The sequence below is a fragment of the Alitiscatomonas aceti genome, from assembly GCF_025567195.1.
In the GTDB taxonomy this organism is placed as follows: Bacteria; Bacillota; Clostridia; order Lachnospirales; family Lachnospiraceae; genus Alitiscatomonas; species Alitiscatomonas aceti.
The window spans coordinates 1-17,067 of sequence record NZ_JAOQJF010000013.1 but is presented as its reverse complement, the minus strand read 5'-3'; the positions used below and the strand labels follow the sequence as shown (position 1 = coordinate 17,067).

The following is a 17,067-nucleotide window of genomic DNA, read 5'->3' as shown; positions in this document are numbered from 1 at the left end:
TCATGGAAATAAGGATCAATGAACCAATGAAGATGCATACCTCGTTCCGGGCCGGGGGACCGGCCGCCTGGTATGCGGAGCCGGAAACGGCAGAGGAGCTGGGGGCCCTGGTCTCCCTCTTCCAAAAGGCCGGCCTGCCCTGGTACATCGTGGGAAACGGGAGCAACCTTCTGGTCAGCGACCAGGGGTATCCGGGCCTCATCATCAGCACCAGCCGGTTTGACCGGCTGGAGACCGAGGGGGAGATCCTGCGGGCCGGCTCCGGCGTTCTGCTTTCAAAAGCTGCCAGTCTGGCCTTAAAATGCGGCCTTACAGGACTGGAATTTGCCGCCGGGATCCCGGGGACCGTGGGAGGAGCCTGTGTCATGAACGCCGGGGCCTATGGATCGGAAACAAAGGATGTGCTTCTGTCCGCCGCGGTGCTGACGCCGGAGGGCCAGATAAAGAGGATCCCGGCAGAGGAGCTGGAGCTGGGCTACCGCACCAGCTGCATCCCGGGAAACGGCTATGTGGTGCTGGAGGCAGAATACGCCTTAAAGCGCGGAGAGCCAGAGGCCATAAAGGCCCGGATGGACGAGCTTTCCGCAAAGCGCAGGGAAAAGCAGCCGCTGGAATATCCCAGCGCCGGAAGCACCTTTAAAAGACCCCAGGGCCATTTTGCGGGCCAGCTGATCCAGGAAGCCGGTCTTAAGGGCTTCACGCTGGGGGGAGCTGCCGTGTCAGAAAAGCACGCGGGCTTTGTCATCAACCAGAACGGGGCCACGGCGTCGGAGATCTACGGACTCTGCATGGAGGTAAAAAGACGGGTGCAGGAGCAGTCCGGAGTGGAGCTGGAGCTGGAGGTAAAGCTCCTGGGCGGATTTTAGGAGGAAACGGCCGTGAGACTGATCATTGTTACAGGCATGTCGGGCGCGGGCAAATCGACGGCTCTGAAATTTTTTGAGGATATGGGGTTCTACTGTGTGGATAACCTGCCCATCCTGCTCATAGAGAAATTTGCAGAGCTGACCTTAAGGGACGAGAACAACGCCAGTGATATCGCCCTGGGCATCGACATACGCAGCGGGCGGGAGCTGCCCCAGCTGCAGACCATCATCAATAAATGGCGGGAGAATTCCTATCCCTTTGAGATCCTGTTTTTAGAGTCCAGCGACCAGGTGCTCATAAAACGCTATAAGGAGACCAGGAGGAGCCATCCCCTGTCCCGGTCCGGCCGGGTGGAAAAGGGCATCAGCCTGGAGAGGGAGAAGCTGGCCTTTTTAAAGGACGAAGCTGACTATGTGCTGGATACCAGCAAGCTCCTTACAAAGGAGCTGAAAAAGGAGATCCGGACGCTCTTTTCCAGGGACCGGGAAAAGAGCAGCCTGTTCATCACAGTCCTGAGCTTTGGTTTTAAATACGGGATCCCGTCGGACGCGGACCTGGTATTTGACGTGCGGTTTCTGCCAAACCCCTATTATGTGGAGGAGCTGCGGTTCCATACGGGGATGGAGGAGCCGGTGCGGGACTATGTGATGCAGGGCGGTACGGCCGCGGAATTTTTAGAAAAGCTCATGGACCTTCTCCGCTTCCTGATCCCCAGGTATGAGCAGGAGGGGAAGAACCAGTTAGTGATCGCCGTGGGCTGCACCGGAGGGAAGCACCGGTCTGTGGCCATTGCCCATGAGGTATTTAAGCGCCTGAAAGAGGCGGAACGGTACGAGGTGCGCATGGAGCACCGGGATGCAGATGTGGATGGAGTGAGATAGATGTCATTTTCTGCCAGAATCAAGGAGGAGCTGTCCCGGCAGATGAGTCCTGCCAGGCACTGTCAGATCGCAGAGATCGCGGCGATCCTGAGCCTTTGCGGAGGGATCCAGATATCGGGGGACGACCGGTATACCATTAAGATCCATACGGAAAATGTAACAGTTGCAAGAAAGTGCTTTACTTTATTGAAAAAAACATTTAATATAGAAACTGACATATCGATACGCCGGAATGCGCACCTGGGAAAGAACCGGGTCTATTCCGTCTGTGTAAAACAGCACGAGGATGCGCTCCGGGTATTGAAGGCCACAAAGCTGCTTTCCGAAGATGGGGAGATCGGAGAAAACCTGTCGGTGGTGGGAAACGTGGTGGTACAGAATCCATGCTGCCGCCGCGCGTTTTTAAGAGGCGCCTTCCTGGCGTCCGGCTCCATCAGCGATCCGGAAAAGTTTTATCACTTTGAGATCGTCTGTGCCACGGAGCCCAAGGCCCGGCAGATCCAGTCCATTATGGCGACTTTTGACATAGAGGCAAAAATTGTCATGCGGAAACGGTACTATGTGGCATATATTAAAGAGGGAAGTCAGATCGTCGACATGCTGAATGTGATGGAAGCCCACCTGTCACTTATGGAGCTGGAAAATATCCGGATCCTGAAGGAGATGAGAGGAAACGTCAACCGCCAGGTAAACTGTGAGACGGCCAACATCAACAAAACGGTGTCCGCTGCGGTGAAGCAGATCAACGATATTGTTTTCATTCGGGATACGGCCGGGTTTGAGAGCCTGCCGCCAGGGCTGGCGCAGATCGCCAGGGCGCGGCTTGAAAAGCCAGAAGCGACGCTGAAAGAACTGGGTGAAGACCTGGAACCGCCTGTTGGAAAGTCGGGGGTCAACCACCGGCTGAGAAAGCTCTGCGAACTGGCAGAACGCCTGAGGGAGGAGCAGGGAGCTGGACAGTGAGGTTTGCTGTCCATGTGTTATGAGGAGGATTGTTATGACAAAACGGACCGTTACTATTGAATTGGCTTCCGGTCTGGAGGCACGTCCGATTGCAATGCTGGTTCAGCTTGCGAGCAGCTATGAAAGCAGGATTTATGTTCAGAGCGACAATAAAAAAGTCAATGCCAAAAGCATCATGGGGATGATGACACTGGACCTTCCGGTTGGTGAACAGGTGGTCGTTACGGCTGACGGAGCAGATGAAGAAAAGGCGATCAACGATATTGAGAAATATCTGAGCAATAATTAAGTCCAGGAGGCTGTTTTCCCATAGGAAACAGCCTCTTTTTAACGGAGGAGGCAGCAGATGGCTTTTACACACTTACACGTCCATACGGAGTACAGTCTCCTGGACGGTTCCAGTAAAATAAAAGAGCTGGCGGTCAGGGCAAAGGAGCTGGGAATGGACAGCATGGCCATCACCGACCACGGGGCCATGTACGGCGTCATTGATTTTTACCGGGCAGCCAGGGAGGCGGGGATCAAGCCCATTTTAGGCTGTGAGGTCTACGTGGCCCCTGGCTCCAGGTTTGACCGGGAAAATGTCCATGGCGAGGACCGGTATTACCATCTGGTGCTTCTTGCGGAAAATAACGAAGGCTATCAGAATCTGATGAAGATCGTTTCCAAGGGATATGTGGACGGCTTTTATTATAAGCCCCGGGTGGATATGGAGGTACTTAAGACGTACCATAAGGGGATCATTGCCTTAAGCGCCTGTCTGGCCGGAGAGGTGCCCAGGTTCCTGGCACGGGGGCTTTACGAGGAGGCGAAGGAGGCCGTCTTAAAATACCAGGAGATCTTTGGCCGGGGAAATTATTTCCTGGAGCTCCAGGATCACGGGATCCCCATGCAGCGCCAGGTGAACCAGGGGATCATCCGCCTTTCCAGAGAGCTGGATATCCCCCTGGCAGCCACCAATGACTGCCACTATATCAACGCCGAGGACTGGGAGGCCCACGATATCCTGTTATGTATCCAGACGGGAAAAAAGGTGGCCGATGAAAACCGGATGCGGTATGAGGGCGGCCAGTATTATGTGAAATCCGAGGAGGAGATGCGGGAGCTGTTTTCCTACATCCCCGAGGCCATTGACAATACGGCAAAGATCGCAGAGCGGTGCAACGTGGAGATCGAGTTCGGCGTCACAAAGCTGCCGCGCTATGAGGTGCCGGAGGGCTACGATTCCTGGGGCTATTTAAACCATCTGTGCAGCGAAGGCTTTAAGGAGCGGTATCCGGAGGACGACGGGACCTTAAAGGAGCGGCTGGAATATGAGCTGGGCGTCATAAAGAGCATGGGCTATGTGGATTACTTCCTTATTGTATGGGATTTCATAAACTTTGCCAGATCCCATGGGATCGCCGTGGGCCCTGGCCGCGGCTCCGCAGCCGGCAGCATCGTTTCCTACTGCTTAAAGATCACCAACATCGATCCCATCCGCTACCAGCTTCTGTTCGAGCGGTTCCTGAACCCGGAGCGGGTGTCCATGCCGGATATCGACGTGGATTTCTGCTATGAACGCCGCCAGGAGGTCATCGACTACGTGGTGGAGAAATACGGAAAAGACCAGGTGGCCCAGATCGTCACCTTTGGTACCCTGGCGGCCCGGGGCGTGATCCGGGACGTGGGAAGGGTCATGGACCTGCCGTACAGCCTCTGCGACCAGGTCTCCAAAATGGTCCCGGCGGAGTTGAACATCACCCTGGACCTGGCCTTAAAGAAAAATCCGGAGCTCAAGGCCCTTTACGATACCGACGAGCAGGTCCATAAGCTCATCGACATGTCCAGACGGCTGGAGGGGCTTCCCAGGCATACGTCCATGCATGCGGCCGGAGTGGTCATCAGCCGGACGAACATTGACGAATACGTGCCCCTGTCCCGAGGCTCCGACGGCACCATCACCACCCAGTTTACAATGACCACACTGGAGGAGCTGGGACTTTTGAAAATGGATTTCCTGGGTCTCAGGACCCTGACCGTGCTCCAGGATGCCGTGGCCATGATCCAGAAGGACCATGGTGTAAAGCTGGATCTGGACCACATTGATTTCAATGATAAAAAGGTCATGGAGTCCATCGGAACAGGAAAGGACGACGGCGTGTTCCAGCTGGAGAGCGGCGGAATGAAGAGCTTCATGAAGGAGCTGAAGCCGGAGAGCCTTGAGGATATCATCGCCGGGATCTCCCTGTACCGCCCGGGCCCCATGGATTTCATCCCCAAATATTTAAAGGGAAAGAATGATCCGGCGGCCATCACCTATACCTGCCCCCAGCTGGAGCATATCTTAAAGCCCACTTACGGCTGTATCGTGTACCAGGAGCAGGTCATGCAGATCGTCCGAGACCTGGCCGGGTATACCCTGGGAAGGAGCGACCTGGTGCGCCGTGCCATGTCCAAGAAAAAAGCGGATGTCATGGCCAGGGAGCGGAAGAATTTCGTTTACGGCAATGAGGAAGAGGGAGTAAAAGGCTGTGCGGCCAACGGCATTGACGAAAAGACGGCCAACCAGATCTTTGACGACATGACGGATTTCGCCAAATACGCCTTCAATAAGTCCCATGCGGCGGCCTACGCCGTGGTGGCCTATCAGACGGCCTATTTAAAATACTACTATCCCAGGGAATTCATGGCCGCCCTTATGACCTCCATCATGGATAATGTCACAAAGGTGTCAGAATATATCCTGGCCTGCCGGAACATGGGGATCGGGATCCTGCCTCCGGATATCAACGAGGGCGTGAGCGGCTTTTCCGTTTCCGGGAACAGCATCCGCTATGGGCTTTCGGCCATTAAGAGCGTGGGCCGGGCTGTGGTGGACGTGATCATCTCCGAGCGGGAGACGGGCGGGCCGTTTTCCACCCTGGAGGATTTTGTATCCAGGATGTCCAACCGGGAGGTCAATAAGAGGACCCTGGAGAGCTTCATAAAATCCGGTTCCCTGGATTCCCTTCCAGGCACCAGGAAGCAGAAGCTGTACGTTTCATCGGAGCTCCTGGAAAACAAGGCACGGGAGAAAAAGACAGTGATGGAGGGGCAGATGAGCTTCTTCGATATTGCGCCGGAGGAAGACAAAGGCAATTTCCAGGTGTCCTTCCCGGATGTGGGGGAATTTGATAAGGAGACACTTCTGGCCTTTGAAAAGGAGACCCTGGGGATCTACGTCAGCGGCCATCCCATGGAGGCATACCAGGAGCTGTGGCAGAAGAACGTGACGGCCCGGACCTCAGATTTCATCGTGGATGAGGACGGCCATACGGTGGTGGAGGATAATTCCATTGTGGTGGTGGGAGGCATGATCACGGCCAAAAAGGTAAAGACCACCCGCACCAGCCAGCTGATGGCCTTTGTGTCCCTGGAGGACATGGTGGGGACCGTGGAGGCCCTGGTCTTTCCGAAGATCTATGAGAAAAACAAGCAGTATCTGACGGAGGATTCCAAGGTCTTTTTACGGGGCCGGGCTTCCATTGGAGACGATCCGGTGGGAAAGCTGGTATGTGAGGAAGTGATCCCGTTTTCCGCCATTCCCAACGAGCTGTGGCTCCAGTTTGAGGACCAGGAGTTTTATGAAAGGACCGTGGACAGCGTCATGGCGGTCCTTCGGGAATCCGAGGGGAAGGACCGGGTGGTCATGTATCTGAAGAAGGAGAGAAAGCTCAGACGGCTGTCTCCCAGCTGGGCCATCAACGCCCAGGGAAGGCTTTTGGAGGAACTGTACACTTTACTTGGTGAAAAAAATGTCAAAGTTGTGCAAAAAACCATTGAAAAGCGGGATAAAATAGATTAAACTAGGGATTAGGCATCAATGAGCATGCAGGTAATTTGGAGGAATGAACATATGGCAAAAAAAGAGGTTAAGACCATCGGCGTACTGACAAGCGGCGGCGACGCGCCCGGAATGAACGCGGCGATCCGTGCAGTCGTAAGGACGGCCATCAATAAAGGCCTCAAGGTAAAGGGCATCATGAGAGGATATGCGGGACTTCTCCAGGAAGAGATCGTGGATATGGACAGCGTCAGCGTTGCCGATACCATCAACCGGGGAGGCACGATCCTTTATACAGCGCGTTGTGAAGAGTTCCAGACGGAGGAAGGCCAGAAGATGGGTGCAGAGATCTGCAGGAAGCACGGCATCGACGGAGTCGTTGTCATCGGCGGTGACGGTTCCTTCCGGGGAGCGGGAAAACTTTCTGCCCTGGGGATCAATACCATCGGACTTCCGGGAACCATTGACCTTGACATCGCATGTACCGATTATACCATCGGTTTTGATACAGCTGTCAACACAGCCATGGAGGCTATTGATAAGGTAAGGGATACGTCCACCTCCCATGAGCGGTGCAGCATCATCGAGGTAATGGGCCGCCGTGCGGGATACATTGCCTTGTGGTGCGGGATCGCCAACGGAGCCGAGGATATCCTGCTTCCAGAGCGGTATGATGGCAATGAGCAGTATCTCATCAACCGCATCATTGAAAACAGAAAGCGCGGCAAAAAACACCACATCATCATCAACGCCGAGGGGATCGGCCACTCCACGTCCATGGCAAGACGGATCGAGGCGGCCACAGGGATCGAGACCCGGGCCACCATCATCGGCCACATCCAGCGGGGCGGCACCCCTACCTGTAAGGATCGTGTCTACGCCTCCATTATGGGAGCCAAGGCGGCGGAGCTTTTATGGGAAGGAAAGAGCAACCGGATCGTAGCGTACAGAGGCGGCCGGTTTGTGGATTACGATATCCAGGAAGCGCTGAACATGACGAAGGATATCTCAGAGGAGCAGTTCGAGATCAGTAAGCTTCTGGTCCGCTAAAAGAGGGAAGAGAATGGGAAGAAAAGAGGACGAAAAAATAGCCCCCCACTGTGATTTTATCCACGTCCACGAGCAGGTGGTAAAGCAGGTCATGGACGTGATGCCCCAGGGAGACGAGCTCCAGCAGCTGGCGGAATTTTTCCGTGTGTTCGGGGATTCCACCAGGATCCGGATCCTTTATGCCTTAAGCCAGTCGGAGCTGTGCGTCTGCGACATCGCCAGCCTTTTAAATATGGGCCAGTCGGCGATCTCCCACCAGCTCCGGATCCTGAAGCAGATGCGTCTGGTAAAATTCCGCAGGGATGGCCGGAGCGTTCTTTATTCCCTGGCAGACAGCCACATAGAAACAATCCTCGCCCAGGGGATGGAGCATATCGGAGAGTAGAAAAATGAAATTTACAAAAATGCAGGGACTGGGAAACGACTATGTCTATGTAAACTGCTTTGAGGAGACAGTGGAACATCCGGAGGAGACGGCCAGGTTCGTCAGCAGCCGGAATTTCGGGATCGGCTCTGACGGACTGATCCTCATAAAGCCGTCAGAGAAGGCAGACTGCCAGATGGATATGTATAATCTGGACGGTTCCCAGGGGACCATGTGCGGCAACGGCATCCGCTGTGTGGGGAAGTACGTTTACGATCATGGCATTGTGGATAAAACAGAGATCGACGTGGAAACTCTGGCGGGGATCCGCCATTTAAGCCTTCATGTCAGAGACGGAAAAGTGGAGACGGTGACCGTGGATATGGGCCGTCCGGAGCAGACCTCAGAGATCGGGGAAGCCATCACGGTCCTGGGAAAGGAATATGCGTTTACAGGAGTTTCCATGGGAAATCCCCACGCAGTGGTGTTCATGGACGGAGTGAAGGAGATGGATCTGAAGGAGATCGGACCGGCCTTTGAGTCCCATGAGCGCTTTCCGGGAAGGACTAACACAGAGTTCGTCCAGGTAGTGGATGAGGGCCATGTGATCATGCGGGTCTGGGAGCGGGGCTCGGGAGAGACCCTGGCCTGCGGCACCGGAGCCTGCGCCGTGGCTGTGGCCTGCGCCTTAAACGGAAAGACCGGAAGCCAGGTGGATGTGGAGCTTCTGGGAGGCGTTTTAAATATCCGCTGGGACCGGGAGAACGACCGGGTCTATATGACTGGTCCGGCCGTGGAGGTGTACCATGGCGAGATCGGTTTAAAGGAGAATAACGTATGATCGACCGTGTAGATAAGGAGATCCTGAAGCTTCTGCAGCAGAATGGACGGCTTTCCTTAAAGACCATTGCAGAAAAAACATTTTTATCCTCTCCGGCAGTATCCGCCAGGATCGAGCGGATGGAGAACGACGGGATCATCCTGGGCTATGAGGCAAAGGTGAGCCCTATCCGGATGGGATACCATATCCTGGCGTACATCAATCTGAACGTCCAGCCGGAGGACAAGAATAAATTTTACAAATATGCAGAGTCCATACCGAATATACTGGAATGCAGCAGTGTGACCGGTGAATATTCGGTGATCATGAAAGCAGCCTTTGAAAGTACCATGAAGCTGGATACCTTTCTGGGACAGCTTCAGAAATTTGGAAAGACCAGTACCCAGATCGTATTTGCGACTCATGTAGGTCCCAGAGGGATCCAGATCCAGGAATAATCCGTATATTTTAAGCCCCGGAACAGTCAGTTATGCAGGAAAATGCAGAAAAGACTGTTCCGGGGCTATTATATTTATAAAATGTGCTTGCATTTTTATTCATATAGTCGTATAATAGCATGCATAAACATTCAGACAGTGACATAAGGAGGAGAGCAGATATGAAAAAGAAGGTCCTTTCAGCCGTTCTTGCGGCTTCCATGTGTATGAGTTTTCTGGCCGGATGCGGAAACAGCGGCTCCGGTGATTCCGGAAGCTCCCAGTCCGGAGAGACATCAAAAGAAGCATCCAAAGAGGCAGATACCTCTGCGGCAGAAAAGGGAGACGGCGAGCCGGTTTCCATTACCGTCGGCGTTGGCCAGCAGTTTACGACTCTGGATCCGGGCCTTTCCACGGAGACAGTCAATCGGTATGCCCTGGCTCATATGTATGCCGGTCTGTATAAAAAATTAGAGGACGGCAGCGTGGTGCCGGATCTGGCAGCCGGAGAGCCGGAGGTCAGCGAGGACGGCCTTACCTATACAATCAAATTAAAGGACGGCCTGGTATGGAGCGATGGTGAGCCCATTACAGCCCACGATTTTGTTTTTGGGATCAACAGGAACCTGACCTACGGTGCAGAAAACGGCTTCGTTACAGATAAGATGGTCCGCTATCTGGAAGGCGCAGAGGAGTATCTGGCAGATACAGAGGTGGATCTGGAGACCTTCTCCTTTGCCGGTGTGGAGGCTCTGGATGATACAACAGTGGTGTATCATTTAAAAACACCCTGTGCATTCTTCACAGGCCTTTTATGCGGCGGCGGCTTCCTTCCTTTAAGAGAGGATGTGGCAGAGGCCGGATTTTCTGAGTGGGCTGTGGAGCCGGGATACCCGGTGACTGGCGCCTATGTGCTGGACTACTGCAATGAGAATGAGAAGGTGGTCCTTACAAAAAATGAAAGCTTCTACGATGCAGAGGATGTGACGGTGGATGAGATCACCTTCCAGGTAATGCCCGATATGGATGCCCAGGCGGCAGCCTTCAAGACCGGCGATCTGGATGCGGCCCTGGCCATCAGCGCCTCCATCGTTTCCACCTATGAAAATCAGAATGAGCTGTGGAACCGTCCCCAGCAGTCGGTATACTCCATCGACTTAAACTCCGGGGAAAAGGGACCGGAGGCATTAAAGGATGTGAATGTGCGCCGCGCCCTGGCTATTTCCATTAACCGGGATGAGATCGTGAAGGCCATCAATGCCGGCAACTTCTATACGCCCCTTTACGGATACGTTCCTTTTGGAATGAAGGGAGCAGAGGACGATTTCCGTAAAGAAGGAGATGCAAAGCAGCTTTACCAGGCATACGATCCGGAAAAGGCCAAGGAGCTCTTAAAGGAAGCCGGCTATGACGAATCCAATCCTCTGACTTTAAAGTATAAATATTCCAACAACTCCATCCACGCTGATGTGGCCCAGATGTTAGAGCAGATGTGGAAGGCCGTGGGCGTCAATGTGGAATTGGAAGTGGTTGAGTCCGGCGTGTTCTACGACCAGATCGACCAGGGCGACTTTGAGATGGCCCGTTATGCGCTTATGTGCACCAACGATCCGTCCGAGTTCTTAAACCAGTGGACCCAGGCCATGCAGCCGGTGGCGGCCGTGGCGGACGATACCTACGACCAGATGATGACAGACGTGACAAAGATCGTTGACAGGACTGAATATATGAACAAGCTCCATGAGATCGAAACGTATCTGGTGGAGGAGCAGGTATATGTGATCCCGTTATTTGATTTCAACGAGCCGGCATTAAAGAAAGAGAACCTGAAGGGCGTTTACATGACGCCGGGCGATGTTCCGGTCTACTCTTACGGATATTTTGAATAGGAGGACTTAAAAAACGGTCATGGAAAAGTTAAAAATCAGCGATTTACTGGATTATAAGTTTCTGTCGGGGATCGTGGCATCCCCGTCGGGGAAAAAGGCGGCTTTCCTGGCAAAGCAGGCCAATAAGGAAAAGAACAGCTATGATTCATGGGCATATATCGCGGATTTTTGCACAGGGGAAGTCAGGAAACTGACTTCCTTTGGCGCGGAATCCCATCTTTTATTTGACAGCGAGGATACGCTTTTGTTCTCCTCAGTGAGAAAACACGAGGACAAGGCAAAGGACGGAAAGGAAAAGACCGTGTTCTACCGCCTTTCCTTAAAGGGAGGAGAGGCAGAACGGGCCTTTGAGATCCCATATTCCGTCAATGACATGAAAAAAATGGCCGACGGCTCCTACGTATTTTCCGCCACAGTGGATCTCAATAAGCCGGAGGACGAGGACGGCCTGAAGGAATACCAGGACTACCACATCATCGAGGAGCTTCCCTACTGGGAGAACGGCGCATATTTTGTGTCCAGGTTCAGAAATACCCTGTTTACTTACCAGGAAGAAGAAGGAGTCTGTGAGCGGGTGACAGCTCCCCTGTTTGCCGTAAGCGGCTTTGAGCTTTCCGGGGAGACCATTGTGTACACAGGCGTTTCCTACGACCAGGTGCTGCCCATGAAGAACGGCATGTACGGCTACGACTGCCGGACAAAGACCACTACGGAATACGTGAAGGACGGGGACATGCACATCGGTCTTTTCGGCTGCTGCGGAGAAGGCCGGGACTTGAAGGTGTTCTTTGCCGGAAGCACCATGGACAAATACGGCAGCGGCCAGTATCCGGATCTTTATGTATGGGAAAACGGAAAAGCAGCGCTTTTTGCAAAGCACGGCAATTCCGTGGGCTCTGTTCCCACTGGGGATATATCCCTGGGAGGAGGAAAAAAATTCCTGGTGAAGGAAGGAGTTCCGTATTTTACCTCCTGCGCCCGCACCAGGGGACCAGTGCTTTCTGCAAAGGACGGCTGTGTTTCCACGGCAGTGGATTTTGACGGTTCCGTGGACTGCTTCTGCCAGGTGGAGGGCGGTTTCGCCATGGTGGGAAGAACGCCCGGAAAGCTCCAGGAGATCTACCTCTATGATTCTGCCTCCAATACATACCGCCAGATCTCTGACCTTAACGGTGCGGCCTTAAAGGACCGGTATGTGGGTGAGCTCCATCCGGCGGGCTTTACGGATTCCGACGGCGTGGACATCGACGGCTGGGTGATCCTTCCCAAGGATTACGATCCCTCAAAGAAGTACCCGGCGATCCTGGATATGCACGGCGGCCCCAGAGTGGCCTTTGGAAATACCATGTTCCATGAGATGCAGGTATTCGCCAACAATGGATATTTCGTCATGCTCTGCAACCCCAGGGGCGGCGACGGCCGCGGCGACGAGTTCGCGGACCTGAGAGAAAAATACGGCACCATCGACTTCCAGGATTTCATGGAGTTTGTGGATCACGTATGTGAACAGTATCCGGCCATCGATACGGCCCGGATCGGTGTCACCGGCGGCAGCTACGGCGGCTGGATGACCAACTGGATCATCGGCCACACGGACCGGTTCGCGGCTGCTGTAAGCCAGAGGAGCTTCTCCAACTGGCTCAGTGATTTTGGCTGCAGCGAGATCGGATTTTCCTTTGACGTCAACGAAAACGGAGGAAAGACGCCGTGGACGGCTCCCAAGGAGCTGTGGGAGCGTTCTCCGGTGGCTTACGCAGACCGGGTAAAGACTCCGACCATGTTCATCCATTCCTTAAAGGATTATAACTGCCCCCTGTCAGAGGGAATGCAGATGTTCGCGGCCATCAAATATCACGGAGTACCCTCGAAGGCCGTGCTGTTCGAGGGAGAGAACCATGAGCTCTCCAGAAGCGGAAAGCCTCTGCACCGGATGCACCGTCTGAAGGAGATGAACGACTGGTTTGATCTGTATCTTAAAGGAGAAAAAAGCGAATGTTAAAGTATATTGCAAAGCGCCTGGCAGTGGGCGCTTTCACCCTGTTTCTTCTGGCCACTGTCACCTTTTTCCTGATGCATGTGATCCCCGGCTCTCCCTTTGCCGGAGAGACCAGCAAGCTTCCGGCCAAGGTGAAGGAGCGGCTTTATGAAAAATACGGCCTGGATAAGCCTGTGTCCGAGCAGTATGTGATGTATTTAAAAAATGCCGCCAAGGGCGATTTCGGCGTATCCATTTACAGAAAGGGAAAGAGCATCGATAAGATCATTAAAAACGGCCTTCCCTATACCATGCGCCTGGGCGCGGTCAGCATCACCTTTGCCCTGGTGACGGGGATCTTTCTGGGGACCGTGGCGGCGTTTACGAAGAAAAAATGGCTGGCGAACCTGGTACTGGTCATCGCCACGGCGGGGGTCAGTATGCCCGGCTTCCTGCTGTCGGTGCTGCTGCTCCTTCTGTTCGGCGTGGTGCTCCAGTGGCTTCCCTTTGTGGGCCTGGACAGCCCCCTCCACTATATCCTTCCGGCCGTGGGTATGTCCTTTGCCCCCATCTCCATGATCGCCAGGCTGGTGCGCTCCAGCCTGCGTGAAGTGATGAAGCAGGACTACATGGTTCTGGCCCGGTCCAAGGGCACGCCGGAAAAGCTGGTGATCCTGCGCCATGGTTTAAAAAATGCCATGCTCCCGGTTATCACCTATGCGGGCCCCATGATCGCCACCCTGCTTACGGGCAGCTTCGTTATTGAGAGCCTGTATTCCATTCCCGGCATCGGCGCGGAGTTCGTCACCAGCATCACCAACCGTGACTATACCATGATCATGGCCCTGACGATCCTTTACGGAGCGTTCATTATTATTGCAAACATCATCACAGACATAGCCAACGCGATGATCGACCCGCGGATCAAGCTTGGCAGATAGGAGGCGGTAAAATGGAAGAGACAAAGGTACTCCTGGACGATTCCATGTTTGAAAAACTGGACGACAGCGAGAAGAATACGGAATTTATCGCCATGGAGAGCAAGACCTATCTGCAGGACGCCTGGCGGTGCTTTAAAAAGAATAAGCTGGCCCTGGGAGGTCTGGTATTTTTATCCATCATGATCCTTCTGGCCATTTTTGTACCCATGGTATCCCCTTATACATATGACGCCCAGGATCTGGACCTGCGCAACGCCCTTCCGTCGGCGTCCCACCTTCTGGGGACCGATAAGCTGGGCCGGGATATCCTGGTACGCCTGATGTTCGGAGCCAGGATCAGCCTGGCTGTGGGCTTTGTGGCTGCATTTTTAAACCTGATCATCGGCGTGGTATACGGCGGCATCTCCGGCTTTGTGGGAGGAAAGGTGGACATGGTCATGATGCGGATCATCGACTGTATTTATTCCATCCCGTCCATGCTCTACGTGATCCTTATCATGATGGTATTCGGCTCCAACATCGGCTCTGTGCTTTTAGGCATCTGCGTATCCTCCTGGATCGGAATGGCCAGGCAGGTGCGTACCCAGGTGCAGACCTTAAAGCAGCAGGAGTTTGCCCTGGCGGCCTATGTCATCGGCGCCGGAAAGCTCCGGATCCTGTTTAAGCATCTGATCATCAACTGTATGGGCCCCATCATCGTTTCCACCACCTTAATGGTGCCAGAGGCCATTTTCACCGAGTCCTTCCTGGCCTTCATCGGAATCGGCATCTCCCTGCCCCAGGCCAGCTGGGGAACCCTGGCCAGCGAGGCCAGATCGGTGATCCAGAGCTATCCCTTACAGATCGTGTGGCCGGTGCTTGCCATCTGCCTCACCGTGCTTTCCTTAAACTTTATCGGCGACGGCGTGGGAGAAGCGCTGGATCCCAAGAACCGTTAGGAGGTGTACCATGGCATTATTGGACGTAAAAAATTTGTGTGTAGACTTTCATACCGACCAGGGTACGGTCCATGCGGTGCGGGACATCAGCTTCTCTGTGGGAGAATCGGAGGCTGTGGGCATTGTAGGTGAATCCGGAAGCGGAAAGAGCGTGACCATGTATTCGGTCATGGGCCTTCTGGCCGGAAACGGCTCCATCACTGGCGGCAGCGTTTCCTTAAATGGACAGGAGATCACAGAAAGCGCCTTCCCGGACCATAAGGCCTATGAGGCGGCCATGGATCAGATCCGCGGCAATCAGATGGCCATGATCTTCCAGGATCCCATGACCTTTTTAAATCCTGTGGTGAAGATCGGAAAGCAGATCACAGAGGTCATTAAAAACCACCAGAAGGTGACGGACGCCGAAGCCCGTGCCCGTGCCATTGAACTTATGGGGCAGGTGGGGATCCCGTCTCCGGAAAAGCGGCTGAACCAGTATCCCCATGAATTTTCCGGCGGCATGCGCCAGAGGATCATCATTGCCATTGCCCTGGCCAACAATCCGAAGCTCATCATTGCCGACGAGCCCACCACGGCCCTGGACGTGACTATCCAGGCCCAGGTGCTGGATCTGATCCGGGATATGAAGGAAAAAATGAATTCCTCGGTGATCATGATCACCCACGATCTGGGTGTGGTGGCCAGTCTCTGTGACCGGATCCTTATTATGTACGGAGGAAAGATCGTGGAATCCGGCAGCGACCGGGAGATCTTCTACGATCCGAAGCACCCCTATACCAGGGGACTTTTACAGTGTGTCCACAATCCGGAAAAGAAGGAGAAGCTGAAGCCCATTGCAGGCTCTCCGCCGGATCTTTTAAAGCCGCCGGCCGGATGTCCCTTTGTGGACCGGTGCCCGGAGGCCATGAAGGTATGTAAGCTTTATATGCCGGAGGTGACTACATATTCCGCCACCCACCAGTGCGCCTGCTGGCTGGAGGAGGCCAACAGGAGAAAGGGGGAGAACCATGGCTGATGCAGAGATCAGAAAGGAAGCGGCAGGAGAGAAGGCCCCGCTTCTTCAGGTTGACCATTTAAAGACGCATTTTGATGTGACCAAGGGCCTGTTTTCCCCGAAGCAGATCGTAAAGGCTGTGGACGACGTGAGCTTTTATGTGGGCGAGGGAGAGACCTACGGCCTGGTGGGAGAATCGGGCTGCGGAAAGTCCACCCTGGGCCGCACCCTGGTAAAGATCTACCCGGCTACCGGAGGGAAGGTCCTTTATAAGGGCCAGGATATCGCAAGGCTGGGGAAGGAGGAGGAAAAGCACTTCCGGAAAGAGGTGCAGATGATCTTCCAGGATCCCTACGCGTCCTTAAATCCCAGAATGACCGTGGGCGAGATCATTAAAGAGCCCATGGAGATCCACGGGATCTTAGATTCCTCCAAGGACCGGGAGGACCGGGCTGCGGAGCTTTTAAAAACCGTGGGCTTAAAGCCGGACCATATCCGCCGGTATCCCCACGAGTTTTCCGGAGGCCAACGGCAGCGGATCTCCATTGCCAGGACCCTGGCCCTGAATCCCAGATTCATCATCTGTGACGAGCCCATTTCGGCTCTGGACGTTTCCATCCAGGCCCAGATCATCAATCTCTTAAAGGAGATCCAGGACGAGCTGGGGATCTCCTACCTGTTCGTGGCCCATGATCTGAGCATGGTCAACTATATTTCCCATCGGATCGGCGTCATGTATCTGGGCCATCTGGTGGAGGAGGGGCCGGCAGACCAGGTATACGAGCATCCGATCCATCCGTATACAAAGGCCCTTCTGTCGGCAATTCCCATTCCGGATCCTGACGTGGCCAAGTCTCGGTCCCGGATCAAGCTGGAGGGCGAGCTGCCCACGCCCATCAATCCCCCGGCGGGCTGTCCCTTCAAGGGGCGCTGTCCCATGGCCACAGAGGAGTGCGGAAAGTCCCGGCCGGAAATGCGGGACTTTGGCGGACATAAGGCGGCATGCTTTTATGCGGAGGCTGGGAAGTAGAGAAAGATAGTTAAAAATGGGGCTGTCGGTTAATACCGATTTTTTCCCCGGATAACAAAAGAATGAGACAGTCCGCAGAACTCCTGGCTTTTTCAGGGCTATGGTTTTCT

General features: G+C 54.2%; 15 protein-coding genes. All 15 read left to right on the top strand.

Annotation, left to right across the window (positions count from 1 at the left end):
- Nucleotides 1–2 precede the first annotated feature (2 nt).
- The 15 genes from murB to OCV69_RS08000 all read left to right on the top strand — a co-directional run bounded on the left by murB (nucleotide 3) and on the right by OCV69_RS08000 (nucleotide 16,957).
- Nucleotides 3–866, top strand: coding sequence for a UDP-N-acetylmuramate dehydrogenase (murB, locus tag OCV69_RS08070; protein WP_158358577.1), 864 nt, complete (start codon nucleotides 3–5; stop codon nucleotides 864–866).
- A gap of 12 nt (nucleotides 867–878) precedes the next feature.
- On the top strand, nucleotides 879–1,748 hold the full coding sequence (gene rapZ, locus OCV69_RS08065) for an RNase adapter RapZ (protein ID WP_022273370.1): 870 nt from the start codon (nucleotides 879–881) through the stop codon (nucleotides 1,746–1,748).
- A complete protein-coding gene (whiA, locus tag OCV69_RS08060; RefSeq protein ID WP_158358578.1) occupies nucleotides 1,749–2,711 on the top strand; it encodes a DNA-binding protein WhiA in 963 nt (320 codons plus the stop codon).
- A 34-nt stretch (nucleotides 2,712–2,745) separates the two neighbouring features.
- A complete protein-coding gene (locus OCV69_RS08055; protein WP_022273372.1) occupies nucleotides 2,746–3,000 on the top strand; it encodes an HPr family phosphocarrier protein in 255 nt (84 codons plus the stop codon).
- Nucleotides 3,001–3,057: 57 nt separating this feature from the next.
- Nucleotides 3,058–6,537, top strand: coding sequence for a DNA polymerase III subunit alpha (locus OCV69_RS08050; protein WP_158358579.1), 3,480 nt, complete (start codon nucleotides 3,058–3,060; stop codon nucleotides 6,535–6,537).
- Between the two features lie 51 nt (nucleotides 6,538–6,588).
- Entirely contained in the window at nucleotides 6,589–7,566 is a 978-nt protein-coding gene (gene pfkA, locus OCV69_RS08045; protein ID WP_022273374.1) for a 6-phosphofructokinase, read from the top strand.
- A 13-nt stretch (nucleotides 7,567–7,579) separates the two neighbouring features.
- Entirely contained in the window at nucleotides 7,580–7,951 is a 372-nt protein-coding gene (locus OCV69_RS08040) for an ArsR/SmtB family transcription factor (RefSeq protein ID WP_022273375.1), read from the top strand.
- Between the two features lie 4 nt (nucleotides 7,952–7,955).
- Complete coding sequence (gene dapF / locus OCV69_RS08035; RefSeq protein ID WP_158358580.1) at nucleotides 7,956–8,771, top strand: diaminopimelate epimerase; 816 nt, start codon at nucleotides 7,956–7,958, stop codon at nucleotides 8,769–8,771.
- Complete coding sequence (locus OCV69_RS08030) at nucleotides 8,768–9,208, top strand: Lrp/AsnC family transcriptional regulator (protein WP_022273377.1); 441 nt, start codon at nucleotides 8,768–8,770, stop codon at nucleotides 9,206–9,208. The genes dapF and OCV69_RS08030 overlap by 4 nt, the downstream gene beginning before the upstream one ends.
- 161 nt (nucleotides 9,209–9,369) lie before the next feature.
- On the top strand, nucleotides 9,370–11,076 hold the full coding sequence (locus OCV69_RS08025) for a peptide ABC transporter substrate-binding protein (protein WP_262563052.1): 1,707 nt from the start codon (nucleotides 9,370–9,372) through the stop codon (nucleotides 11,074–11,076).
- Between the two features lie 19 nt (nucleotides 11,077–11,095).
- Nucleotides 11,096–13,075 carry an alpha/beta hydrolase family protein gene (locus OCV69_RS08020; RefSeq protein WP_158358582.1) on the top strand — a complete coding sequence of 660 codons (1,980 nt, stop codon included), beginning with the start codon at nucleotides 11,096–11,098 and terminating at the stop codon, nucleotides 13,073–13,075.
- The gene (locus OCV69_RS08015) at nucleotides 13,069–13,992 is read left to right on the top strand and encodes an ABC transporter permease (RefSeq protein WP_022273380.1); all 924 of its coding nucleotides are present in this window, start codon (nucleotides 13,069–13,071) and stop codon (nucleotides 13,990–13,992) included. The genes OCV69_RS08020 and OCV69_RS08015 overlap by 7 nt, the downstream gene beginning before the upstream one ends.
- Nucleotides 13,993–14,003: 11 nt before the next feature.
- Complete coding sequence (locus OCV69_RS08010) at nucleotides 14,004–14,930, top strand: ABC transporter permease (RefSeq protein ID WP_022273381.1); 927 nt, start codon at nucleotides 14,004–14,006, stop codon at nucleotides 14,928–14,930.
- A 10-nt stretch (nucleotides 14,931–14,940) separates the two neighbouring features.
- A complete protein-coding gene (locus OCV69_RS08005) occupies nucleotides 14,941–15,948 on the top strand; it encodes an ABC transporter ATP-binding protein (protein WP_158358583.1) in 1,008 nt (335 codons plus the stop codon).
- Nucleotides 15,941–16,957 (top strand): ABC transporter ATP-binding protein, encoded by a 1,017-nt coding sequence (locus OCV69_RS08000; protein ID WP_158358584.1) that lies wholly within the window; start codon nucleotides 15,941–15,943, stop codon nucleotides 16,955–16,957. Before OCV69_RS08005 ends, OCV69_RS08000 begins: the two co-directional genes overlap by 8 nt.
- Nucleotides 16,958–17,067: the final 110 nt, after the last annotated feature.

Bases quoted from the DNA above. Each gene is read 5' to 3' on its own strand.
- murB (WP_158358577.1), top strand. From the start codon at position 3: ATGGAAATAAGGATCAATGAACCAATGAAGATGCATACCTCGTTCCGG.
- whiA (WP_158358578.1), top strand. From the start codon at position 1,749: ATGTCATTTTCTGCCAGAATCAAGGAGGAGCTGTCCCGGCAGATGAGT.
- OCV69_RS08055 (WP_022273372.1), top strand. From the start codon at position 2,746: ATGACAAAACGGACCGTTACTATTGAATTGGCTTCCGGTCTGGAGGCA.
- OCV69_RS08050 (WP_158358579.1), top strand. From the start codon at position 3,058: ATGGCTTTTACACACTTACACGTCCATACGGAGTACAGTCTCCTGGAC.
- pfkA (WP_022273374.1), top strand. From the start codon at position 6,589: ATGGCAAAAAAAGAGGTTAAGACCATCGGCGTACTGACAAGCGGCGGC.
- OCV69_RS08040 (WP_022273375.1), top strand. From the start codon at position 7,580: ATGGGAAGAAAAGAGGACGAAAAAATAGCCCCCCACTGTGATTTTATC.
- dapF (WP_158358580.1), top strand. From the start codon at position 7,956: ATGAAATTTACAAAAATGCAGGGACTGGGAAACGACTATGTCTATGTA.
- OCV69_RS08030 (WP_022273377.1), top strand. From the start codon at position 8,768: ATGATCGACCGTGTAGATAAGGAGATCCTGAAGCTTCTGCAGCAGAAT.
- OCV69_RS08025 (WP_262563052.1), top strand. From the start codon at position 9,370: ATGAAAAAGAAGGTCCTTTCAGCCGTTCTTGCGGCTTCCATGTGTATG.
- OCV69_RS08020 (WP_158358582.1), top strand. From the start codon at position 11,096: ATGGAAAAGTTAAAAATCAGCGATTTACTGGATTATAAGTTTCTGTCG.
- OCV69_RS08015 (WP_022273380.1), top strand. From the start codon at position 13,069: ATGTTAAAGTATATTGCAAAGCGCCTGGCAGTGGGCGCTTTCACCCTG.
- OCV69_RS08010 (WP_022273381.1), top strand. From the start codon at position 14,004: ATGGAAGAGACAAAGGTACTCCTGGACGATTCCATGTTTGAAAAACTG.
- OCV69_RS08005 (WP_158358583.1), top strand. From the start codon at position 14,941: ATGGCATTATTGGACGTAAAAAATTTGTGTGTAGACTTTCATACCGAC.
- OCV69_RS08000 (WP_158358584.1), top strand. From the start codon at position 15,941: ATGGCTGATGCAGAGATCAGAAAGGAAGCGGCAGGAGAGAAGGCCCCG.